Source organism: Amedibacillus sp. YH-ame6 (assembly GCF_053848845.1).
Genome location: NZ_JBSPEZ010000002.1, coordinates 218,110 through 241,858, shown reverse-complemented (window position 1 = coordinate 241,858; position 23,749 = coordinate 218,110). Strand labels below are relative to the sequence as shown.

At 35.4% G+C, this 23,749-nt stretch carries 28 protein-coding genes; 27 read left to right on the top strand and 1 reads right to left on the bottom strand.

Going from position 1 to position 23,749, the window contains the following annotated elements:
- The first annotated feature begins 52 nt into the window (after window positions 1-52).
- From ACWG0P_RS02865 to ACWG0P_RS02760, 22 genes are all read left to right on the top strand, one after another.
- Window positions 53-538, top strand: a complete 486-nt coding sequence (locus tag ACWG0P_RS02865; RefSeq protein WP_455800407.1) for a PTS system mannose/fructose/N-acetylgalactosamine-transporter subunit IIB — start codon at window positions 53-55, stop codon at window positions 536-538.
- Between the two features lie 107 nt (window positions 539-645).
- Window positions 646-1,401: a PTS mannose/fructose/sorbose/N-acetylgalactosamine transporter subunit IIC gene (locus tag ACWG0P_RS02860; RefSeq protein WP_455800406.1), complete on the top strand. Its 756-nt coding sequence runs from the start codon at window positions 646-648 to the stop codon at window positions 1,399-1,401.
- Between the two features lies 1 nt (window position 1,402).
- The gene (locus ACWG0P_RS02855) at window positions 1,403-2,230 is read left to right on the top strand and encodes a PTS system mannose/fructose/sorbose family transporter subunit IID (RefSeq protein WP_455800405.1); all 828 of its coding nucleotides are present in this window, start codon (window positions 1,403-1,405) and stop codon (window positions 2,228-2,230) included.
- Window positions 2,231-2,293: 63 nt separating this feature from the next.
- The gene (locus ACWG0P_RS02850) at window positions 2,294-2,707 is read left to right on the top strand and encodes a PTS sugar transporter subunit IIA (RefSeq protein ID WP_455789787.1); all 414 of its coding nucleotides are present in this window, start codon (window positions 2,294-2,296) and stop codon (window positions 2,705-2,707) included.
- 21 nt (window positions 2,708-2,728) lie between these two features.
- Complete coding sequence (locus tag ACWG0P_RS02845) at window positions 2,729-3,235, top strand: hypothetical protein (RefSeq protein ID WP_455789788.1); 507 nt, start codon at window positions 2,729-2,731, stop codon at window positions 3,233-3,235.
- Between the two features lie 49 nt (window positions 3,236-3,284).
- Complete coding sequence (locus ACWG0P_RS02840) at window positions 3,285-3,917, top strand: ketohydroxyglutarate aldolase (RefSeq protein WP_455800404.1); 633 nt, start codon at window positions 3,285-3,287, stop codon at window positions 3,915-3,917.
- A 1-nt stretch (window position 3,918) separates the two neighbouring features.
- Window positions 3,919-4,869 (top strand): phosphoglycerate dehydrogenase, encoded by a 951-nt coding sequence (locus ACWG0P_RS02835; RefSeq protein WP_455800403.1) that lies wholly within the window; start codon window positions 3,919-3,921, stop codon window positions 4,867-4,869.
- 152 nt (window positions 4,870-5,021) lie between these two features.
- Window positions 5,022-6,200 carry a mannitol dehydrogenase family protein gene (locus ACWG0P_RS02830; protein ID WP_455800402.1) on the top strand — a complete coding sequence of 393 codons (1,179 nt, stop codon included), beginning with the start codon at window positions 5,022-5,024 and terminating at the stop codon, window positions 6,198-6,200.
- A gap of 11 nt (window positions 6,201-6,211) precedes the next feature.
- Window positions 6,212-7,354 (top strand): mannitol dehydrogenase family protein, encoded by a 1,143-nt coding sequence (locus ACWG0P_RS02825; RefSeq protein WP_455800401.1) that lies wholly within the window; start codon window positions 6,212-6,214, stop codon window positions 7,352-7,354.
- A complete protein-coding gene (locus ACWG0P_RS02820; RefSeq protein ID WP_455800400.1) occupies window positions 7,335-8,036 on the top strand; it encodes a ribulose-phosphate 3-epimerase in 702 nt (233 codons plus the stop codon). Before ACWG0P_RS02825 ends, ACWG0P_RS02820 begins: the two co-directional genes overlap by 20 nt.
- Window positions 8,033-8,680 (top strand): ribulose-phosphate 3-epimerase, encoded by a 648-nt coding sequence (rpe, locus tag ACWG0P_RS02815; protein WP_455789794.1) that lies wholly within the window; start codon window positions 8,033-8,035, stop codon window positions 8,678-8,680. The genes ACWG0P_RS02820 and rpe overlap by 4 nt, the downstream gene beginning before the upstream one ends.
- A 44-nt stretch (window positions 8,681-8,724) precedes the next feature.
- Window positions 8,725-9,852, top strand: coding sequence for a CdaR family transcriptional regulator (locus ACWG0P_RS02810; protein WP_455800399.1), 1,128 nt, complete (start codon window positions 8,725-8,727; stop codon window positions 9,850-9,852).
- Window positions 9,853-9,969: 117 nt separating this feature from the next.
- Window positions 9,970-10,953 (top strand): mannitol dehydrogenase family protein, encoded by a 984-nt coding sequence (locus tag ACWG0P_RS02805; RefSeq protein ID WP_455800398.1) that lies wholly within the window; start codon window positions 9,970-9,972, stop codon window positions 10,951-10,953.
- A gap of 9 nt (window positions 10,954-10,962) precedes the next feature.
- On the top strand, window positions 10,963-11,541 hold the full coding sequence (locus ACWG0P_RS02800; protein ID WP_455800397.1) for a histidine phosphatase family protein: 579 nt from the start codon (window positions 10,963-10,965) through the stop codon (window positions 11,539-11,541).
- A gap of 185 nt (window positions 11,542-11,726) precedes the next feature.
- Entirely contained in the window at window positions 11,727-12,215 is a 489-nt protein-coding gene (locus ACWG0P_RS02795) for a PTS system mannose/fructose/N-acetylgalactosamine-transporter subunit IIB (protein WP_455800396.1), read from the top strand.
- Between the two features lie 41 nt (window positions 12,216-12,256).
- Window positions 12,257-13,024: a PTS mannose/fructose/sorbose/N-acetylgalactosamine transporter subunit IIC gene (locus ACWG0P_RS02790; RefSeq protein WP_455800395.1), complete on the top strand. Its 768-nt coding sequence runs from the start codon at window positions 12,257-12,259 to the stop codon at window positions 13,022-13,024.
- Complete coding sequence (locus ACWG0P_RS02785; RefSeq protein WP_455800394.1) at window positions 13,011-13,874, top strand: PTS system mannose/fructose/sorbose family transporter subunit IID; 864 nt, start codon at window positions 13,011-13,013, stop codon at window positions 13,872-13,874. Before ACWG0P_RS02790 ends, ACWG0P_RS02785 begins: the two co-directional genes overlap by 14 nt.
- Before the next feature lie 105 nt (window positions 13,875-13,979).
- A complete protein-coding gene (locus tag ACWG0P_RS02780) occupies window positions 13,980-14,960 on the top strand; it encodes an NAD(P)-dependent oxidoreductase (RefSeq protein WP_455800393.1) in 981 nt (326 codons plus the stop codon).
- A gap of 15 nt (window positions 14,961-14,975) precedes the next feature.
- Entirely contained in the window at window positions 14,976-15,683 is a 708-nt protein-coding gene (locus ACWG0P_RS02775; protein ID WP_455800392.1) for an RraA family protein, read from the top strand.
- A gap of 8 nt (window positions 15,684-15,691) precedes the next feature.
- Window positions 15,692-16,558, top strand: a complete 867-nt coding sequence (locus ACWG0P_RS02770; RefSeq protein WP_455800391.1) for a class II fructose-bisphosphate aldolase — start codon at window positions 15,692-15,694, stop codon at window positions 16,556-16,558.
- A gap of 20 nt (window positions 16,559-16,578) precedes the next feature.
- Window positions 16,579-17,736, top strand: a complete 1,158-nt coding sequence (locus ACWG0P_RS02765) for an iron-containing alcohol dehydrogenase (RefSeq protein WP_455800390.1) — start codon at window positions 16,579-16,581, stop codon at window positions 17,734-17,736.
- Window positions 17,737-17,749: 13 nt separating this feature from the next.
- A complete protein-coding gene (locus ACWG0P_RS02760; RefSeq protein WP_455800389.1) occupies window positions 17,750-18,793 on the top strand; it encodes a zinc-dependent alcohol dehydrogenase in 1,044 nt (347 codons plus the stop codon).
- Window positions 18,794-18,847: 54 nt separating this feature from the next.
- On the opposite strand, the gene ACWG0P_RS02755 is transcribed toward ACWG0P_RS02760, so the two are convergent.
- Window positions 18,848-19,771, bottom strand: coding sequence for a hypothetical protein (locus ACWG0P_RS02755; RefSeq protein ID WP_455800388.1), 924 nt, complete (start codon window positions 19,769-19,771; stop codon window positions 18,848-18,850).
- 211 nt (window positions 19,772-19,982) lie between these two features.
- On the opposite strand from ACWG0P_RS02755, the gene ACWG0P_RS02750 reads away from it, so the two are divergent.
- Genes ACWG0P_RS02750 through ACWG0P_RS02730 form a run of 5 tightly spaced genes read left to right on the top strand, consistent with a single transcriptional unit; the run spans window position 19,983 to window position 23,738 of the window.
- On the top strand, window positions 19,983-20,414 hold the full coding sequence (locus ACWG0P_RS02750) for a PTS sugar transporter subunit IIA (RefSeq protein WP_455800387.1): 432 nt from the start codon (window positions 19,983-19,985) through the stop codon (window positions 20,412-20,414).
- A gap of 20 nt (window positions 20,415-20,434) precedes the next feature.
- Window positions 20,435-21,043, top strand: a complete 609-nt coding sequence (locus tag ACWG0P_RS02745; protein WP_455800386.1) for an SIS domain-containing protein — start codon at window positions 20,435-20,437, stop codon at window positions 21,041-21,043.
- Between the two features lie 14 nt (window positions 21,044-21,057).
- Complete coding sequence (locus tag ACWG0P_RS02740; protein ID WP_455800385.1) at window positions 21,058-22,008, top strand: phosphoglycerate dehydrogenase; 951 nt, start codon at window positions 21,058-21,060, stop codon at window positions 22,006-22,008.
- Window positions 21,998-22,786, top strand: a complete 789-nt coding sequence (locus ACWG0P_RS02735) for an HpcH/HpaI aldolase family protein (protein ID WP_455800384.1) — start codon at window positions 21,998-22,000, stop codon at window positions 22,784-22,786. Before ACWG0P_RS02740 ends, ACWG0P_RS02735 begins: the two co-directional genes overlap by 11 nt.
- Before the next feature lies 1 nt (window position 22,787).
- Window positions 22,788-23,738 (top strand): D-2-hydroxyacid dehydrogenase, encoded by a 951-nt coding sequence (locus tag ACWG0P_RS02730; RefSeq protein WP_455800383.1) that lies wholly within the window; start codon window positions 22,788-22,790, stop codon window positions 23,736-23,738.
- Window positions 23,739-23,749 lie beyond the last annotated feature (11 nt).

Genomic DNA, 23,749 nt, shown 5'->3' with positions numbered 1-23,749 from the left:
ATAGACGTGTAACATACACTCGCTGATGCAAAGCGAAAAAGGAGATCATAATATGGAAAATTTAAAGCTTACAAGAATTGACTTTCGTCTCATTCACGGTCAAGTAATGACTCGTTGGGTAGCAAAGTACAACATTGAAGACATCGTTGTTATCGATGATCGTTCTTCAAAAAGTCCGATCTTAAAGAAAATCTTATTAGGGGCAGCACCTGCAGGTGTAAAAGTAGAAGTAGACTCTATTGAAGAGGCTGCGGCTAAATGGGCAGATGGGAAATTACCAAAACGTAATCTTCTTATCCTATTTAAGAACACGACGCAAGCACTTACTGCATGGAATGCAGGAATCAAATTCCCTGCTTTACAAGTAGGTGGAATCGAAGGAAGTGGCGACAAGAAAAACATTTATAAAAATGTAGTTATGTCAAAAGCGGAAATGGAAGAACTAAAGGTTATGAACGATGGCGGTGTTGAAGTCTTCATGCAACCTATTCCAGAAGACAACCCATATCCGTTTAAAGATGTAGTTTCAAAATTCTAGAAGCTACACATATAAATAAGAAAGTGAGTGGTGTAGAAAGAACAAAATGTAAAGGGAAAAAGAATGATTTAAACAAAGATTTGTACATATAAGGAGGAAAATAAAATATGGTACAAGCACTATTAATGGGTCTGCTTGCATTTGTAAACGGTATTCAAGGACCTTACCACTGGTATTTCTTTAGAGAACCAGTTATGGCAGGTTTCTGGGTAGGTTTAATCTATGGAGATCCTGTTCAGGGGACAATTATTGGGGCAACAATCAACGTTTCATACTTAGGATGGATTTCAGCTGGTGGAGCAAATGCTTCTGACTTATATTGGGCTGGTCTATTAGGAACATTCGTAGCAATCAAAGCAGGTATGTCCATAGAGACTTCCGTAGCATTTGCTGTTCCAATTGGATTATTAGGTAACTACGTACATGTTGCGTACATGACAGTGGCTTCTATTTGGCCAGTACGAATGGATGCTCTGGCTGCCAAAGGTAACTGGAGAGGAATCCGTAGAATTCAGTTCTTAGGTGGTCCAGCAATCGTACTATGCTTACGTGCTATTCCAGTATTCTTAATTGCATTATATGGTAGTGAATATATTCAAACATTGATCAACTCTATCCCTACATGGGCAATGAGTGGATTAGGGGCTGTTGGTAAATTATTACCTGCATTAGGTATGTCAATGCTTATGAAGTTTATGTACAAGAAATCATTATTACCATTCTTTGTACTTGGATTTGGTATAGCAGCTTACTCTGGAATGACGGACTTATTGCTATATGCATTGATCGGTGTATGTTTGGCATTCATCTTAATCAAATTAGGATTCAATAAAGAAACAGAAGAAAGTGAAGGAGCTGAATAGTATGGCAGAAAATAAAAGAGCACTAACTAAAAGAGATGTCCAGAAAACAGCCTTCTTCTGGCACATGACATCACATATGACGTATAACTACCAGCGTTTACAGGCAGGATCACTTGCATCTATCATGGGTCCGTTATTTGAAAAATTATATCCAAATAATCAAGAAAAAATGATTGAAGGTTTACAACGTCATATGTTGTACTTCAACACAGAACCACGTTGGGGAGCAGTACTTCCGGGTATCGTAGTAGCATTGGAAGAAGGTCTTGCAAATGATGAAAGTGGCGATATGGATGCTTTTATCATCACAGAAATTAAAACAGCGTTAATGGGTCCTTTGGCAGGAATCGGTGATACGGTTTGGGCAGGACTTGTAAAACCTATCATTCTAAGTGTTACCCTTGGTTGGGCAATGCAAGGATATGTATGGGGTGCATGGGTATATGGTATCGGAGTTACCTTATTAGATTTTGCAGTTACATACTTTATGTTTATGCGCGGTTACCAATTAGGTATGGATTCTATCGATAAGTTCTTAGAAAGTGGATTCGTTAAGAAAATTACAACGTTCCTCGGTATTGTCGGTCTATTCTGTCTTGGCGCAATGATTGTAAAATACGTTAGCATCAATGCCGTGTTAGAAATAACAATGAAAACAGGTACCTTGAAACTCGGAGAAATTATGAACAAAATCTTCCCTTGTTTAGTACCATTGTCAGTTACATTATTTGCATATTGGTTGCAAGTAAAAGGTAAAAAAATAACAACTGTATTAATTGCATTATTTATCATCGGATTTATCGGTGGAGCAATTGGACTGTTAGGTTAGTAAACATCAATGGAGAAACCTAAAGTAAAGGTTTCTCCATATTTAAAAAAAGGAGATATTTATATGATCAAGTTAATGATAGTAACACATGGGCCATTAGCAGATGCCTTGAAGGAAAGCTCTGCCATGTTTTTTGGAAGTATGTCAAACGATGTAGAAACAATTGGACTATATCCAACGGAAAATCCAGAAGAATTAAAAGAAAAAATCTGTGAAAAAGTAGAAAGTTTGGATGATGGAGATGGTGTCATGATTTTCGTGGATATCTTTGCAGGATCTCCATTCAATATGACAGCGTTGGCAATTGATGAATTAAAAGGTGCACATAAAATACAATGTTTTACAGGAGTGAATATGCCATTTTTAATGGAGGCATTATCTAGCTGCCAAAGTATGAAGATGGAAGAATTGACAAAACACTTAACTTCGATTGCGAAAGATACAATCGTAGATTTAAGACTTGCTCTAGATTTATAAAAAGAAAAGGAAGTACACATTATGGTAAACGGATGGAACGTAGAAGCTTTTCATGATAAACGAAATAGACGACTTTTACATCTTAAGAAACAAGATATATATTATCAGTTGAATGAGAAAGATGAGAAGTTTGTTACGCTACTAAAAAACAACGAGATCAATGCAGTATCTATAGCAGCAATTGCTGGATATTTTTTGAAACTGCATCCAGTATGGTGGATCGTGATTATGGCAGTCATATATGGAGCGTATTTATGGTTCTTTAATGCAAAAGTGTTACCAAAGCTATCCACCGTTAAGAACAAAAAAATAGAAAAGAAATTGGAGAAATCATCATCTTCTAAAAGTACATTATTCTTTGGAATAGGATTTTTCGTAATAGCGATTGGTCTTGTTCTATGTATTTTCCTTGACCAAGTACAAAATGATTTTGAAATGTACATGGTCATAGGATTCTCAATCTTTGCCTTTGTTATGGGGGCAATGCAAGTACGAAAATATTTCAGTACAAGAACAGTAAAAGCATAACAACAGAATAGGAAAATAGAATGTCGATTGACATTAGGAGGATATACAAATGTTCAAAGCAGAAACAATCTGTAGAATTAAAAACACAGGAATCATGGGAATTGTTCGTGTAGAAACGATTGAACGTGGGATTGAAATTGCAAAAGGATGCATTGAAGGTGGTGTTGATGTATTGGAAATTAGTTACACCAACAACAATGCAGGAGAGGTTATTCGCGCATTGAAGAAAGAATTTGGAGATAAATTATTGGTTGGCGCAGGAACTGTTTTAGATCCTACAACAGCACGATTAGCAATCATGGATGGTGCAGAATTTATCATTGCGCCTACATTCGATAAAGCAGTACAAGAAATGTCGAATTTATATCAGATTCCTTATGCACCAGGGTGTACTTCTTATTCAGAAATGATGGATGCTTTAAAAGCTGGAGCCTCTTTCATTAAAGCATTCCCAATATCAAATTATTATGGACCAGATTTGGCTAAAACATTTAAAGTACCTGTTCCATTTATGCCGATTTTAGCAAGTGGAGGAGCTACTTTTGATAACCTTCACCAATGGTATGAAAATGGAGTGGATAGTGTTGGAATTGGTGGGTTACTAACAAAAGGAAGCAGTGAAGATATCGCTAAAAATGCGAAAAAGTTGCGTGAAATCGCTGTAAAGACAAGAGGATACTAATATGAGCAAAGGTAGTATTTTAGTAACGCCTAGAGGATATGCGAAATACGGAGAAGAAGCAGAAAAACGTCTCGTTGCATTAGGATATGAAATGAATGTAAATCGTACGGGAAAACCAGTCTCAAGAGAAGATTTTGTACGTATGGCGAAAGAGTCTACAGGAATCATTGTAGGAGTGGATGAACTAGATGGTGATTTACTTAGAGAATGTAAACGATTAAAAGCAGTTGTTAAATTTGGTGTAGGAACTGATAACATCGATTTAGATGTCGCAAAAGAGTGCAATATTAAAGTAGGACGTTGTGTTGGTTCTAATTCCAATGCAGTTGCGGAATTAACGATTGGGATGATGTTTGCGGCTGCGAAATGGATTGTTTCAACCAATGTGGATATACGTCAAGGTGGTTGGGGAAAACCAACTGGATATGAATTGTATGGAAAAACGATTGGTATTATTGGATTTGGAAATATTGGGAAACATGTTGCACGTATTGCACGTGGGATTGGAATGCAAGTACTTGCATTTGATGTGTTTGATATAGATGCCAAAGTATTAGATGAATATGGCGCTAAACAAACCAGCGTAGATGAAATTCTAAAGACCGCTGATTTCATATCTTTACATACGCCACTTACAGAAGAAACAAAAGATATGATCCATACTGAACAATTTAAAATGATGAAGCCTACCGCAATCCTAGTGAATGCTGCGCGTGGTGGAATTGTAAATGAAAAAGCGCTTTATGAAGCACTAAAGAACAAAGAAATATTTGCGGCAGCATCGGATGTATTTACAAGTGAACCTCCAATAATGGAAGAGGAATGGGTGAATGAATTGATACATATGGATAACTTCATCTTAACTTCACACATCGCTTCTAGAAGTGTAGAGGCAGAAGCAAATACAGTCAATATTGCGACAGAACAAATGATTCAATTATTAGAGGACTAGCGTGATGATCTCCAAGATACGATTGACCATACAATCGTATCGCTAGCACACTACAGATGAAGCAGTGTTCTACACTGCCCATCTGTTTTGTACATGAAGGAAGACGATGCGCAATATATCGTCATGAAGATATGACAGAAAGTAGGTATATTATGAATGTAATGATTTTAGGGGCAGGACGTATAGGACGCGGATTTATTGCGGAGTTGATGACATTGAATGGAGAAGATATCACATTCTTTGACGCAAGTCAGGCAATGGCAGATAAACTGAATGAAAAGAAAGAATATATGATTCATGTCCTAGGTAATGAAGACATGAATGTAGAGATGCACAATGTAAAAGCAAACTTCTTCTATGATGGAGAAATGTTAGCTGATTGTTGGGCAAAGAGTGATTTTATCTTTACTGCTTGTGGTGGTAAAAACATGGCTAATGTTGGAGAAACTTTAGCTAAAGCATTTAAAGTAATGGTGAAAAACAATTCCGTACATACAGCAAATATTGTTACTTGTGAAAACTGGATTGATCCAGCGAAAGATTTAAAAGACAATATCGTAAAAAATTTAACTCCAGAAGAAGTAGAGCTATTTGAGAAGTATATCGGAGTAAGTGAATCCGTTATTATGTGTACAGGAACAGGCGCACCTGATCCTAGCAAAGTAACGAATGAGATGGATACATGGGTACAAAATCTTCGCTATTTACCAATTGATTTTGACCGCATGAAAGGAGAGGTACCAAATTGGCAATATATTGAATTTGTACGTGACTTTGGTGATCTATTAAAACAAAAAATCTATACAAACAATACCAGTGTTGCGACAGTATCCTACCTTGGTAAATTAAAAGGATTAACATATGTTGCGGATTCTTCTAATGATCCTGAAATTGAACCAATTTTAGATCAAGTATATGAAGAAATAAATGGTGCATTGATCAAAGGGATGGGAATTGATGAAGCAAGTCAATTGAAATTCTCTAAAACAGCAAAAGCAAAATATACGGATCGTGCGATTGTAGACTTAGTGGATCGTATCGCTCGTGATCCAATTCGTAAACTCGGACCAGAAGATCGCTTCATTGGACCAATGAGCATTGCTTTACAAGCAGGTGTAACACCTAAAGCAATTGCACTAGGTGCAGCTGCCGCATTATATTTTGATAACCCAGAAGATGAAGATGCGAAGAAGTTGAAACTTATGCGTGAAAGTAAAGGCGTAGATTATGTATTAGAAAACATATCCAAAATTGATCCAAATGGAGACGTTGCGCTTTTGATTAAGGAAGCCATTAAAGAATTAAAAGCCAAGGGCTGGATCAAAGAATAGGAGGAGAATACATGAAAAAAGCAGTTGTTATAGGTGCAGGTCAAACAGGGAGAGGATATGTAGCACGCTTCCTTTTCCAAAGAGATTATGAGATTACCTTTATTGATAAAAATGAAGAACTTGTACGTATGTTGGATGAAGATAAAGCATTCTGTATTCACTTTTACAAAAGAGATCGTACCCCTATCTATATCCATGATTTCAAAGCATATACTACATATTCAAGCGAGGCAACACAAGCAATCAAAGAAGCAGATTTCATCTTTACTTCTACAGGAGAACAAAACCTAGGTGATGTGGCAAATCAAGTGAAAGATGCGATGAAAGGGAAAACGAAAAAAACAGTATTCCTTACTGCAGAAAATGGTATCAATCCTGCACGCGTCCTTCGTAACCATTTGATAGATGCTGGTATAGATAGCGAATACACAGTAACGCAAACAGCTGTCTTTACCTCTACTGTAAGTATTCATGATACACGCTTAGATACGCTATCCATGAATGAATCTTATTTCCCATATGATGCGGATGAATTGGATGAATTAGATTTTGAAGGTGCATTACCAGTTCATAACTTTGAAAAATTCTTTAAACGTAAAATTTATACTTATAACTGTTTAGCAGGTCTTATTTCTTATTGTGGATACATCAAAGGATATGAAGTGTATGGAGATGCAGCATGTGATTCAGATGTAGATGAAACCATGATGCGTTTGATGGAAGAATTAAATCCAGCACTACAAGACTATTTCCAAATCACTAAGGAAGACCAAGAAGCATTTACAGAGCGTGCTTTAGCAAAATTCAGAGATAAGAGTATCCTAGACTACAATATAAAAAATGGACGTGCACCAATGCGTAAATTAGGTCCAACGGAACGCATCATGTCACCAATGCAAATTCTATTAGATCACGATAAAGATCCACGTATCCTAGAATTTGTTGCGGCAGCAGCACTCGTATATTGGGAAGAATTACAAGGAAAGAGCGAACCTAAACTAGAAAAAGACTTAATCACAACCTTCTGTGAAATCAATGATTTAAGTGGTGATGAAGATGTCGTAAAACATGTAAAAGAATACTTATACGAAATCAAAAAACATCGTGATAACATCAATATCATAGATATTGTGTTTGGGAAAAAACATGCATAGTGTAAACTATGATCACCCCATTTTAGTAAGCGGTTCTTTATCTTGTATCAATGTAATGAACATAGAAAAAGCGATACAAGAAATCAATGAAAGTGAACTATCTTTTCTACATTATGATGTTGTCGATGGACGCTTTAACAATTGCTTTGTATTTGGTGATTTGATTCTAGAGAAGCTACGTCCACATACCGATAAACCAATCGAAGTACATTTGGCGGTAGAAAACGTTGAAGTTTATATCGAACCATTTATCAAAGCAGGAGCTGACTATATCGCCGTACACTATGAGACAAAATGCAATCATAAAGAAGTATTCGCGAAGATACGTGAACTTGGCGCAAAACCAATATTAGCATTTCGTTGTGATAGCGAAGTACCTGAAAATTTTATTTCCCTAGCAAAAGAAGTGGAGTGGATTTTAAAGCTTACCGTAAATCCAGGATATGCAGGACAGAAGATACAACCACAGGCAATTCAACATATCAAAGTTATGCGTCAACAGCTACAACAACATGGATTAACTACAAAAATACAAGCAGATGGAAATATCAATTCTGAAACGATACCACTTGTGGTAAAAGCAGGTGCAGATATTTTAACTGGTGGTACATCAGGATTATTCCAAAAAGGAAAAACTGTTCAAGAGAACTTAGATAATATGAGAAAGGCGGCGATTTTATGAGTTTGTTGTGTCCAAGCATGATGTGTGCAGATTATGGCGCATTGAAACAACAGATTATAGAGTTAGATGAAGCCGGGTGCGATATCTTTCATTGTGATGTTATGGATGGTTCATTTGTACCCAATATGACAATGGGTATTATGGATATAAGTACCATTCGTAAGTACACAAAAAAGATGGTGGATGTGCACTTGATGATTGAACAACCATCTACCAAAATAGATTGGTTTATAGAAGCCGGTGTAGATTTAATTTATATTCATCCAGAGGCAGAACGATACCCAATTAAAACCTTGTCTTATATCAGAGAAAAAGGAAGACTTGCAGGAATTGCGATCAATCCAGATACGAGTATTACCATGATTGAAGAAGTACTTCATGTATGTGATTATATTTTGGTAATGAGTGTAAACCCTGGTTTTGCAGGTCAAAAATTTATTGACTTTACAGATGATAAAATCAAAAGACTCATTGAAATGAAAAACACATATGGCTTTAAGATCGTGTTAGATGGAGCTTGTTCACCAGACATTATTCAAACATATTCAAAACTAGGAGTCGATGGTTTTGTATTAGGAACTAGTGCACTCTTTAAAGAAAACGTGAGCTATAAAGAAGCAATCGATCAATTAAGAACATTATAATTCTATATGGTTGATGAGGAACCATATAGTGCGAGGGACTATCTATGCAAATATCTACGAAGACAGCAGCACAGATCATTTCAGAAATAAATAAGGTAATTCCTTATAAAATCAACATCATGAACCATGATGGTTTGATTATCGCAAGCAGTGACACATTGCGCATCCATGAGATTCATATGGGTGCGCGTTATCTGGTGGAACACCACCTAGAAGAACTACCCGTAACACAAGATAACGAATACGATGGAGGAAAACCAGGGACCAATCTTCCCATCGTTGTACGCAATGAAATCGTAGGTGTCATTGGGATAACAGGTGAATATGAAAAGATACGTCCCTACGCACAGATTATCAAGCGTATGACAGAAATCCTCGTTATGGACGATCTGTTAAAAAGTGAACAAATGCGCAAGACCTATCAAATGAATAGTTATCTGTATGAATGGATACATTCACAATCCTCTGTACAAGAAAAAGAACTCTATGAAAGAGGCCTCTTAATTGGTATTAACATACGATGCAAACGTAGATTCTTGCAAATGAAACCAAGTCATTCACTCTTTGAAGAACAGATGCAAATACTAGAACAAATCCTACAACAGAAATTATATGGGGATCATGATGCCTTTTTCTTAAGAATGTCATCTTCCTATTTAATTGGTGTACATGAATGTACAGATAAAGGAGTGGAAGCATGGATTCAAATGTTACATATGGAAATACAGGATAAATTAGGATGTGGAATCTATGTAGGAATTGATCAAAAAAACAACAAACAAAAACTTGTATATGAACAATATAAACAAGCGAAAAGAGCTTTACGAGCAGGCATTGCACAAGAGAAAACAATATATTTCTATAAAGATATTTCAATGGATATCTTCATGGAAGAAATCGCATCCACTACGAAGAAGGAATTTATTCAAAAGGTATTTAGAGACTATGAGAAAAGTGAACTAGCAGATATTATTCCGTTACTTGAATGTTATTATCGATGGAATGGTTCTATTCAACAAGCGAGTCAAGAGATGTATCTACACAAAAACACCTTACAGAATAGATTGAATAAAATAAAAGATCGAACTGGATATGATCCACGTTCATTAAGTGATATCCCTCTGTTTGTAATGGCGATTCATTTCTATCGGTTTCTAGAGACAAAAATATAAAAGTGACGATAGCACGATTGATATAAAATCGTGCTTTTCTTATTATTAATAAAATAAAATGATATAAAATTCCACATTATATATTGATAAAGCAGAAAAATATGCTAATATAATGATATGAAAAATACATTGATAATTGGCGCAGGTGCCATTGGTAAAGGTGTAATTGTACCTTTGTTTCAGAATCATGATATGAATATTGTATTGGCTAATCGTACAAAAGGAACCATTGTAAATCCTGAAACAAACTCATATCGTATATATTCACAAGAAACATGGAAAGAGATGAGTGGCTTTATATATTGTGAAATAAATAATTCTATTTTTATCGATTCATTAGATTCTGTTGATATCATTGTTTTAACACTACAAGAGGAAGCATTCATAGAGATTACAAAACATATTGCAAAAGAGATTTTGAAACGTTATACGTGCGGAAGTATGAAGAAGTTAACGATAATTATTTGTAGTAATAGTAAGAATGCAAAAAAAAATTTAGTGTATGCACTGCAAGAAAAAGTAGATAATGATTGGCTGAAAAATCATGTAGAAGTACTGCATATGTTAGTTTTTGTAGGCGCTCGCCGCTATAGTTCAAATCCTTATGATATTGAATTAAATTCGAAGTACTCTTTTCTAGAAATGGAAAAATCATCATATAGCAATATATCGAATTGGAAGGAAATTAGATCAATAAAGAATGCAGAGCATCGATTGCTAATCAAGCTTTCTTTAATCAATCGTGTCCAGCTCTATCTTGCTTTATTAGGAGATCAGGCAGGTTATACAACCTTTGAAGAGTGCTTTGTGGATCATGATATTCTGTATAGGGCAAGGATGTCCTATGTTGAATGCTTCCGTTGCTTAGAGAAATATTTTATTGGTGAAATCGATGAAGAATTTGTTGAACTTTTATGGCAGCGTGTACTCTATGGAGATAAGGAAAATATTAATAGATTTCTTAAAAATATTGAAAAAAAGCTGTTACCAGAGGAAAGGATATGTTTCCCATTAGGAATTGCTAGAGAATATAATATGCCATGTAAATTTATGGAAGAGGGATATCGACTAGCAATCGAGTTTTTAGAAAAAAGAAAGTGAGATGATAGTATGTACATGTATATTGTACGTCATGGAGAGACTGAATGGAATTGTACTGGACGTGTACAAGGAATTTCAAATAATCCAATAAACGAAAATGGGATAAGGCAAGCTCAATCAGTTTCAAGTTTTTTTGATGGCTTTGAGTTTGAAGCTGTAATCACTTCGCCATTAGAGAGAACAAAACAAACTGCAGATATTCTTTGTGAACATGCCTCCGTCATGTTCTACAGAGAAGATGCAAGGGTTATTGAGAAAAATTTTGGTATTTGTGAAGGCATGATAATTGAACAACGCCATAGAGAATACCCCTTTGGTCATGCCGAGGGAGAAGAATCCTATAAGGAAGTGCGTAAACGTATGTTTCAAGCTATACGCGATTATGCAATGGAGTACAAAAAAGATATTTTAATCGTTTCACATGGAGGAGCAATTGCAGCATTATTGAAGGAATTGGATAAAAGTTATGAAAATGAGTTTGTAAGAATGGATAATTTATCTATTACTATCGTAGATGAAAACCTAAAACTTCACGGTGTAAATCTTAATCTTGATGAAGCAATGAAATGGAAAATAAGCAATAAATAAAGGTTTATTATGATTTTAGGGCGATTAATTTCGTCTTTTTTTCTGCTATAGAGAAAGAAATATATTATTTAAATGAAAAAATATTCTAAAATAATAAAAAATATATTGACATTTTATTCCGCTTGCAATATGATTGAGTTAGTAAATGAAAGCGCTTTGTTAGTGCTTCGTAAGGAGGAATATATATGGCAGATGTTAAACTCGTTCGTGTCGATTTTAGACTTATGCATGGGCAGGTTATTGCTAACTGGATGAATCAAGTAGATGGAGATTCAATCATGATTATCAATAAAAAACTTGCAAATGATCCATTTATGGGGAATGTTTACAAAATGGCAGCTCCAAAGGGTGTCAAGGTTAATATTATGGATCTTGATAAAGCAATGGAACGAATTCAAAGTGAAAAGTATGCAACAAGAAAATTGGTAGTTTTATTTAAATCTGTAAAGGATGCAAAGGAAGCATTTGAACGAGGGTTTCCTATGAAAGAACTTCAAATCGGAGGTTTAGGATCTGGTGAGAATCGCGTCCAAATTACAAATCAGATTTATTTAAATAGAGCTGACACAGACATGCTTCTAGATATCAGCGGGAAAGGAGTGAAGGTGTATTTACAGGCAGTGCCAAAAGAGGCAGCCATAGGGATTGATAAAGCAGCGTCTAAATTGGGATAAATGTGTTAGAAAAAAGAAAATAAAAAAGGAGAAAATTAAGTATGGACAATTTGGTTCAAGCATTATTGATCGGTATCGTCTATTGGATCGGAACGAATCGTCTCTGGTATGGTACGACAACCGTTATACGACAGCCAATCGTTATGGCAGTTCCTCTAGGACTTATCATGGGAGATCCTGCAAAAGCAATGATTATTGGTGGAACATTACAGCTTATTTACTTAGGGGCAATTGCACCTGGTGGAAACATTCCAGCGGATGAAGCATTTGCATCATGTGTAGCAATCCCTATTGCAATTAAAACAGGCATTAGTGCAGAAGTAGCAGTTTCTTTAGCGGTTCCAGTTGGATTGCTAGGAGTATTGTTGGATACAGTTCGTAGAACATATGCATCAGCGTTTGTTCGATTAGCTGATAAAGCAGCATCAACAAATGATCGAAAAGGTTATCGAAGAGCATGTTTCTGGTATCCATTTATCTGTGCAATTCCATTACGTATTGGTCCTGCGTTTGTTGCAGCATACTTCGGGGCAGATGCAGTTCAGGCATTTATGTCAGCAATACCTACTTGGGTTACGAATGGATTGAGCGTTGCTGGTGGGCTTCTTCCGGCCTTGGGATTTGCGGTTACGATGATAGTTATTGGTAAGAGAAACTTATTACCTTATTTCATGGTAGGTTTCCTTGTTATGGCATATTCAGGAATTAGTACAATTGGTATTGCAGCATTAGGTTTATGTATTGCATTATTACAAAGTAATTTTGCACCGATGATGGCTATGAGCGGAGGTGACGATGATGACGACTAATGAAAATACAGCTCGTAAATTATCTAAAAAAGAAGTTGTTAAGGCGTGGACTCGTTATTATACAGTAACAGAAGTAGGGAATAGTTACGAACGATTAACAGCTTTAGCATTTGGTTTTGGGATGTCTCCAATTTTGGAAAAATTATATGGAGATAATGAAGAAGAACTTCGCGCGGCATATACTCGTCATTGTTCATTTTATAATTCAGAGGGAACATGGGGATCATTGATATTGGGGATTTCAATGGCACTTGAGGAAGAACATGCAAATGAAGTAGCAAAACCAGATTATGATCCAGAAGATACAGCTGAATTCACAGATATGGTTACAAATATCAAAATCGGTTTGATGGGACCTTTAGCTGGTATCGGAGATTCAATCGATATGGGGACTGTACGTCCAATCATCTTATCACTATTTGTACCAGTTGCAGCAGCAGGAAATATTCTAGGTGGAATTGGACCATTAATTCTATTTGGAGCATATATGTCATTTCTTGCGTATTTCCTTGTTCGACAAGGCTATTCATTAGGACGTGACTCAGTAGCAAATGTTTTACAAACTGGAGCAATCAGCAAATTGATAGACTCAGCAGGCGTTATGGGATTGTTTATGATGGGGGCGCTAAGTGCATCTTATGTAAAATTAGCAACGAAACTAGTTATTACAACAGATGGTGGTGAATGGGCAATTCAAAATACATTAGATGGCATGATGCCTAAACTCTTGTCACTAGGAGTAGTATTCCTGATTTATTTCTACATTAAAAAGAGAGGTCCAAAATACCTTCGTATTGTTGGGGCAATTATAGGATTGTCATTATTATTCTCCTTCTTGGGAGTTGTATAGAATACGCAACAGAATGTGAGATAAAAAAAGACATAATAAAAGAAAAACAGGTATATGTCTCTGACATATACCTGTTTTAAGATAACTAACTAGAGAGGAAATAGAATGAGAAAAATAGCGATTGTAAATGCAAATAGTTTTGCTCGTTATTATCCAGAATTTATTACAAAACTGGAAAACGAAGTAGGGGAAGTTAAAAGATTTACTGTAGGAATTCATATTCAGGCAAAAGAATTAGCGAAAGAACTTCAAGGATATTCATATTTAGTTGTAGGGACTACACCTATATTCAATGAAGAATTCTTTAAAGAGTGTCCTAGTATTGAATATATTGCACGTTTTGGGATTGGGTATAACAATGTCGATGTTCTAGGTGCAAAAAAATATGGAGTTGTAGCATCAAATATACCTGGATATTTAGAAAAGGAAGATGTTGCAGAACAGGCAATTGGATTATTGATGTCTTTAGCAAAACATACTCCTGATGGTAATATGGCGGTTCATAATGATGAATGGAATACAGATCGAGGCAGATTTTTAGGGACTAGGTTAAAAGGAAAAAAAGTAGGTATCTGTGGCATGGGAAACATAGGATCAACATTTGCGAGAATTATGAAACATGGATTTGAATGTGATGTATTAGCGTATGATCCTTATCTTAATGAAGATGAGATAAAAGCTCGAGGAGCAAAGAAATGTGAGTTAGATGAGCTTTTAAGTTGTAGTGATGTTGTTTCATTGCATATCAATTTAACCAAAGAAAATTATCATATGATATCAAAGGAACGTTTGACTAAAATGAAAAGCACAGCGTATCTAATTAATACTGCAAGAGGTGAACTTGTAGACGAAGTGGCAGTAGCAAAAGCCCTTGAAAAAGGAAAATTGGGTGGCTATGGTGCAGATGTTATAGAAGATGAACCTATCAAAATGAATCATCCTTTATTAGAACAAAAGAAAGCGATAATCACACCACATCTAGGGACATACAATTACGAATGTAATCATCAAATGTGTCAAAGTATAGTAGATGATATTATCCGTGTTTATCACAATGAAAAACCAAGTGTTGTACTTGAAAAATAAAAGGAGACCAAACATATGAACGATATGAAAAAGTTAGAAAAATTAAAAGAATTTGATACACCTAGCATTACTAATGTTGTTGCTACTTATCCAGATAAAGATTATTGCTTAGGTTTATATCATCCATGGAAGGGAAAATGGTATACAGATGAAACACTAAAATGTATGTATCCAGAATTAGGAAGAGTGGCTGGATATGCAGTAACATGTACATATGGACTACCTGATCCTAACTTTCCAAATCTAAAATTTGCTGATGTATTGAGGGCAGTTAGCAAAATGAAAAAACCAGTGGTATTAGTTTTGAAACAAAATATGCCTGATGAAATTAAGAAAATAAATGGACTACTGGGTGGAAATATGATGACGGCCTTAAAATCTGCTGGAGTCGTTGGTGTGATTTCTGATGGTCCTTCAAGAGATGTAGATGAAATTCGTCCATTAGGAATGCAATATATGTTAACTGGAGTTACAGCAGGTCATGGTAAATTTGCAGTTGAAACTGTAAATACACCTGTTGAGGTTTGTGGTATGCAAGTCGCTCCTGGAGATATCATTCACATGGATGAAAATGGAGCGGTTAAATTTCCAGAAGAATATTTAGATGAAGTTATTACAAAGGTAACAGGATTACAAGAGATTGAAGCGAAGCGTCAAGAATTAATGAGAAATACAGACGATATAGAAGAACTAATAAAAATTATGAATGGGCTGTATGATTAGGTGCCTATATGCTAGTACAATTAAGTGAAATACTAAAGGAAGCACAACGTAAACATATCGCAGTAGGAGCGTTCAATATAGGAAATCTAGATATTTTTGAAGTTATTGTTCAAGCGGCAGAAGATGAGGTCTGCCCTACAATTATAGAGTGTTCTGTACCAGAATATCGTTATTTAGGAAAAGAGTTTTTTAGCTATGTTAAGAAACGCTTAGAAGATTCCCATGTTCCTTTTGTTCTTCACCTAGATCATGGTAATGATTTGGATATCATCAAAGAAGCGATATCAGCTGGATTCAATTCAGTAATGATCGATACATCATCGAAACCCTTTCAAGAAAATGTTGCATATACAAAAGAAGTAGTTTCCTATTCCTATGCACACCAAGTAAATGTAGAGGCAGAATTAGGGACTATTGGTAGTACAGAGAGTTCTAGCTGTTGTGATGGAACGGATACAAAAATAATTTATACAGATCCGGTAAAAGCAAAAGAGTTTGTTGAACTCACAGGTATTGATGCATTAGCAATTGCAATTGGCACGTCACATGGGATGTATGCACATGGACAATATCCTAAATTAAGGTTAGATATTTTAGACAAGATACGAGAGTTAACATCTGTTCCATTGGTTTTACATGGTGGATCTGGAAATGCTGATGAAGAAATCAAGGAAGCCATAGCACATGGAATTTCAAAGATTAACATATCAAGCGAAGTTAAGGAAGCATATTTTTGTAGTCTTAAAGAATACATGGAAAGTCATCCAAAAGAATGCAAAACACAAATTATTTTCGCGCCTGCAAGAAAAGCTGCATATGAAGTTGTAAAGAATAAAATGTTGCTCTTCAAATCAAACGCAACTCAAAATGCATAGGATGCTTTAGAGGAGGAAGAATGGAAAATTTTATTTATGATATACCTACGAAAGTATACTTTGGGAAAGATCAATTAAAATCTTTGGGTCACGAGATTCATCCTTACGGAAAAAGGGTTTTACTTATTTATGGTGGAGAAAGTATACGTCGTAATGGTATTTATAATGATGTATGTGAAATTCTTGAGAATGAAAATATATTATATTGTGAACTTTCGGGTGTCAACGCAAATCCAAGAATAGAAACAGTACGTGAAGGTGTTAAACTTTGTGAAGAGAACGATATTGATGTGGTGTTACCAGTAGGTGGAGGTAGTGTGATAGATTGTGCAAAAGCAATCGCTGCATCTTTTGCCTCAAAGGTAGATGCATGGGAGTTATTAGACGATTTTAATAAGATTTCAAAAGTCTTGCCCATCATTGCTGTGTTGACGATAGCGGCAACAGGAAGTGAAATGGATGGGATTGCAGTTATTTCAGATTTAAATACGCGTGAAAAACGACCATTAAAACATCCCAAATTACGACCACAAATAGCAATCTTAGATCCCACATATACATTTACAGTTTCCATGGATCAGACTGCTGCAGGAATCGCCGATATCTTGTCGCACTTAATGGAAACCTATTTCTCTAATGTTGAAGGATATATGCAAGAGAAGCTTTGTGAAGGGCTTATGAAAACCTGTATACATTGTGGAAAACAAGCATATATTGATGGCACGAATTATGAAGCTAGATCTAATTTGATGTGGTGCGCATCTTGGGCAATAAATGATTTCTTAAAGATGGGAAGACCTGTTACATGGTCAGTTCATGCGATAGAACATCAGCTTAGCGCCGTATATGATATTACACATGGTGTAGGACTAGCAATTTTGACTCCTCACTGGATGGAGCATGTTTTGAATGAAAAGACAGCTCCTAAGTTTGCTCAATTTGCAAGAGAAGTATGGGATGTTAATGAAGCTTCAGATGTAGAAGCAGCGAAAATAGGAATACAGTGTATAAAAGATTTCTTTAGGTATTTACAACTTCCAACAACGTTAAGAGAAGTTGGTATTCATGAGGATCTTTACTACGAAGAAATGGCGAATAAAGCATTGCCATATTTGAATGGAGTATTTTTCCCAATCAATAAAAACGATATCATTGAAATTTATAAAAAAAGCTCATAGGAGGGTGATACATATGATAAAATCAAATCTCGCAGTTGTTTTAACAGGAGAAGGACAAGTTGAATTACAAAACAAACCATTACCTGATATATGTGATGATGAGGTATTGGTTCAGGTTAAAGCATGTAATCTGTGTACATCAGAATATGGAATTTATACGGGCGCTAGAAAAGCAGATTTCCCTTATATGTTTGGACACGAGTGGTCTGGTATAGTGATAGACACAGGAAGTAGAGTTACTCGTTTTCAAAAAGGAGATTTTGTTGTAGGTTGTTATGAATATGACGCTTCTTCCTTAGAGGCACAACTAGGAAATAGTAGTTGTGCTCCGAGATTATATGCATTCGATAAAATGAATCCAGACGGCTTTTATGGACGTTTTAGAGCTTGTGCTCAGTATGTTACACAGAAAGAAGTCTCTACCTTTCATATGTCTTCAAAGATTGATGCAAGTGAGGCAGCTTTCTTAGAACCTCTAGCAACAGTAGTCTCTGGTATACATAAATTACAATTAAAACCGAGCGATAAAGTCCTTGTCATCGGAGCAGGAACAATGGGGATTTTAAATGCACTAGTAGCCAAAGTGTATGGATGTAGTGTATATCAAAGTGAAATGATGGAGAAAAAAATAAAAACAGCTAAAGAACTAGGTATTCAAGTTATTGACGTCTCAAAAGGAAATAGTGTTGAAACTATCAAGAGAGAAAGTGGTGTTGATGGATTTGATGTAGTTATTGTAGCGGTTGGTGTTAGTGCAGCCTACAAGCAAGCCTTTGAATTATTAAAAGAAAAAGAAGGAACAGTGCTATTCTTTGCTGCTGGTTTCCCTGAACCAGAAATAAATATAGGACCTAACGAAATACATTACCGCAAAATGACAATTGTAGGGACTTATACTGCAAACTTTCAAGATTTTGAAGAAGCTACGATGTTGTTAAGTGAACGCAAAATTGATGTTTCAAAACTAGTAGAGAAGAAAATCGACTTTGAACGTTGTAAGGATGCATTTGAAGAAGCTTCAATTCCTGGTGCATTCCGTGTTAGTATGATATTTTAAAAAAGCCACTATGAAGTGGCATGAAGGAGTTTGCACATTTGTGTAGACTCTTTTTTAAAGTATATTGCATATTTGATCGCTGATATATTGAATTCTATCTGGGTCTATATTCATGTCTTGGCGTGTATTTACATGTGGGACTATAAGTGACTCATTTTTTACTAGTCCATTGCTAAAAACGATTGTATTTGGATAAAGATGAGCAATATTGTTTTCATTACTCATTGGGAAACGGTGAATTTGTTTATCTAACTTACAAGCAGTAGATTCTAACGATGGACTATAACATACTCCCATATCTTCATTATTACCAATGCATTCAAGAAGGATAAACTCCTTTTTGTCATATGTATTTAAATACGCCTTAAGCATTTGATCACCTAAATGATTTATACACCCAAAGTCTGTTAAGACAAATGCAGTTTTTTCCTTTTGCGCATCATCCAATGATTTTGCTAGATTCAATACTGCTAAAACTCCGGAGGAATTTCTATCCAGATTTCTACCATTAGGAATTCCCCTAGCGTAGCGAACGATGAAGATGATACCAAGTAAATAAACAAGTATAAGGGCAATATCACTCCAATGAAATATCCCTTTCATCCATTCGATTTTTAAATACATGGTAGAGAAAACAAAACACAGAGTAGATACTACAAGAAGAGGAACGGCTGTAGTTAGGAGATAATAAATATTTCGCTTGCGCAAATCAAAAGGCTTATATGAGTACAAATAAAAACTTTTAACTGGAGTATCGTAAGAGCTAATGATGATTTTTTTTGCTGTTTTTACATCTCCGATTAAAAGGTCTATTGCTTTTCCTTTTGATCCCCGCGGAGATAATATCTTAGTTGCATATCCCATAGTTTTAAATTCTTGTTCGATATTTTTTATAAAACGTATCTTTTCTTTGCGATAAAACCTACGTCTAGCAATGATCCCATAATCTAATATCCAATTTTTGAAATATTTTTCCATTAATAATCTCTCCTTATAGACAAATTATATCATCTTATAGAGTATAAATAAAGGAAAATTACTTGAAAAACGATATAAAATTCTATTTTATATAAATTTATATTGAAAAATAATTTCATTTGCAGTAAGATGAGGGTGGATGTAAACGCTTTGAATTAATCTTTCCAAAAGGAGCGTTGCGTCGATCATGAAAAAAGAAAGGAGGATTTTTATGATTGGTGTATTAATTGTTACACATGGAAAATTGGCAGAGGGTTTTGTGGATAGTGCAAGTATGATTATGGGTGATCAAGAGCAACTAGAATGTATCGGATTATTCCCTGACTCAGATCTTGAATCTTTTGCTACAACGGTCAAAGATGGAATGCTAAAAGTTGATAGTGGTGATGGCATTCTTGTATTCGTTGATATGTTTGGTGCTTCTCCATGTAATTTTGCTGCAGCAAATATTGCAGAACTGATCGAAGAAGACAGAAGAGTTCGTATTGTTACAGGATTGAATTTAGCTATGTTAATTGAATCTTTAAGTATGCGCACATTTATTGATGAACTTGATGAGTTGTATCGTAAAACACTTGTAACTGGAAAAGATGGAATCAAAGAACTTTTAGATACTTTAAGCTCACAAGAAGATGATGAATAAAAATTCTACAGGAGGATAGAATGGATAGAAAAAAACTAGAAGGGTCACTAAATCAGTTTAAATCATTGACTGAAATTGAATTGAAAGAATTTGTTAATGATTTATCACTCGATGTTTATCAGAAAGCATTTGGATACATAAAAGATGCAAAAGAAAAAGGAAATCGTTTGCACATCACAGGTATTGGTAAACCATCCTATGTTGCAGGATATATAGCATCTTTATTCTCATCCACGGGAACTCCAGCATATGTGTTGCATGGAACTGAAGCAATACATGGTTCAAGTGGGCAAGTAAAAGCGGGGGATGTAGTAATAGCTATTTCAAATAGTGGGGAAACCGAGGAACTTAAGAAGACAGTTGTAACGCTAAAAAATAATGGGGCATTTATAATTGCTGTAACTGGGGGAAAGGATTCTTGGCTTGTGAAGAATGCAGATGCATTCTTATATGCAGGAGTAGTCGAAGAAGGTGGTCCTTTAAATAAGGCACCTAGAATATCTTATCTTGCAGAGACGATTGTGCTACAAGGACTCTCTATACTGTTACAAGTAGATGAAGATATTACGTTAAAAGAATACAAGTGTTGGCATCCTGGAGGCGCATTAGGGGCGTCTATTAAGGATTAAAGAGGAGGAATATTATGTTAGGTAAAATATTAGTAACACCTAGGGCATTTGCAAAGAGTGGAATGCAACAAATAGAAAATTTAAGAAAGAGTGGATGGGATGTACATGTAAATGAAACAGGTAAATCTTATACACGTGAAGAATTTTTGGAACTTGCAAAAGATGTAGATGGAATTATCATTGGAGTTGATATTGCAGATAAGGAAATGTTGAACTCTTGCAAAAATTTAAAAGCAATTGCGAAATATGGTGTTGGTGTAGACAATATTGATATGAAAGTTGCAAAAAAGAATGGTATTAAAGTATCAAGAACAATTGGTTCTAATTCAGTATCGGTGGCTGAGCATGCAATGGGATTGTTATTCAGTATTGCAAAAAATGTTTGTGCTGCAAATGCCGAAGTAAAAAATGGTGAATGGAACAAAAATTATGGATTTGAATTAAATAATAAAACTTTAGGAATTATAGGGTTTGGAAACATTGGAAAACTTATTGCGAAAATGGCACAAGGAATGAATATGAAGATTATGGCACATGATGTATTTCCTATTGATGAAGCATATGCGAAAGAACATAATATTCAGATTGCATCATTTGAGGAATTGATATGCAGTAGTGATGCAATCACGGTTCATCTTCCATTAACAGAAGATACGAAAGATTTAATCAATAAGGATGTGTTTGAAAAAATGAAGAAATCTGCTGTATTAATAAATGCTGCAAGAGGCGGAATTGTAAATGAAGAGGATTTATATGATGCATTAAAAAACAAAACTATTGCTGCTGCTGGGTTTGATGTATTCTCAAGTGAACCACCAAAGAAGGGTGAAATACTTTTAACACTTGATAATTTTATTTTGACACCACACACAGCTAGTAAAACGAAAGAAGCGGATGCAAATACGATTCAGATGTCTGTGGATAATATTTTAAAAGACTTGGGAGGATCTACATATGAAAAATAGACTACGAGAATGTTTAGAAAATAAAACTGAAATAATGGCAACACGAATCAATAGTGCCTGGCCTATGGTGGCTGAAGTTGTTGGTGCTACAAATAAATACGACTATATTGAATTTTTAGGAGAATATGCTCCATACAATCAATATGATCTTGAGAATATCGCAAGAGCATGTGAGTTGCACGACATGTCTTGTATTATCAAAACAGATTGGGCAAATCGTGAATATGTTGCTCAAAAGGCTTTAGCATCAGGTTTTCAAGGAATCTTGTTTACGGATCATACAACAGCAGATGAAGTGAGAGAAACATTAAAAATGGTAAAACCAGCAACTCCAAGTCATGGTGGTAAACTAGGGTTTGTAAATAGACGTTGGTATAAAAACGAAGGATTCGCAAATCAACTTTCTTATGCAGACGATGTATCAAAATGTGTTATGGGTTTTATGATTGAAAAAGCAGCAGCAGTTGAAAATATTGAGGATATTTGCCAAGTTGAAGGTGTTGATTTTGTTCAATTTGGTCCAGCAGATTTCTCTATGAATTCAGGATTTAATTCAAAGGATGAAAAAGAGAAAGTGAAAGCTGCAGAAGAGAAAGTGATTAAAACTGCATTAAAATACGGAGTTAGCCCACGTGTCGAATTGAATAGCGCAAAAGAAGCACAACGTTATTTAGATTTAGGTGTTACGCACTTTGCTTTAGGTTCGGAATTACGTATTGAGAAAGTTTATTGGAGCGAAGAAGGAAAAGAACTTCGTGAGATGATGCAGGAGAAATAAGATGAAAATCGTTGTATTGGATGGTTATACTGAAAACCCTGGTGATCTAAGCTGGGATAAACTGAAATCATTAGGCGAACTAACGGTATACGATCGTACTCCTTTGAAGGAACGTGTATCTCGTATTGGAGATGCAGAAATCGTCATCGTCAATAAAACTCCAATTGACAAGAATGTCTTTGAGGAGTGTACGAATATAAAATGTATTAGTGTTTTAGCAACAGGATATGATGTTGTGGATATAAAAGAAGCCCAAAAAAGAGGAATACCAGTATGTAATGTACCAGCATATGGGCCGTATTCCGTAGCACAATTCGCAATATCTTTATTACTAGAAGTATGTAATCACATCGGACATCATAATCAAGCAGTCCATGAAGGTGCTTGGGAGAATTGTCCAGATTGGTGTTTCTGGGAAAAGCCACTTATGGAATTGCAAAATAAAACTATGGGTATTATTGGGTATGGAAGAATTGGACAAACTACGGGAACTATTGCTCGCGCATTAGGTATGAGAGTTGTTGCATATGATGCATATCCCAATTTGGATTTAAAAGATGTAGCATATGTATCTTTTGATGAACTATGCAAACATAGTGATGTTGTCGTATTGCATTGTTCTTTAAATGAAAGCAATAGAGAAATGATCAATAAAGAATCCATTTCATTGATGAAAAAACATGCCATTATCATAAATAATGCCAGAGGGCCACTTATCAACGAATCAGATTTGGCTAAAGCATTAAATGAAGGTGATATTTATGCTGCAGCAGTAGATGTTGTAACAAGTGAGCCAATTCATAAGGATAATCCTTTATTAACTGCTAGAAACTGTATTATCACACCACACATGTCTTGGGGATCTTTAGAAGCTCGTTCAAGAATTATGGAAATGACTTTTGAAAATATTAAATCATTCTTAGATAACAACATTATAAACAGAGTAAATTAGGAGGAAACTAA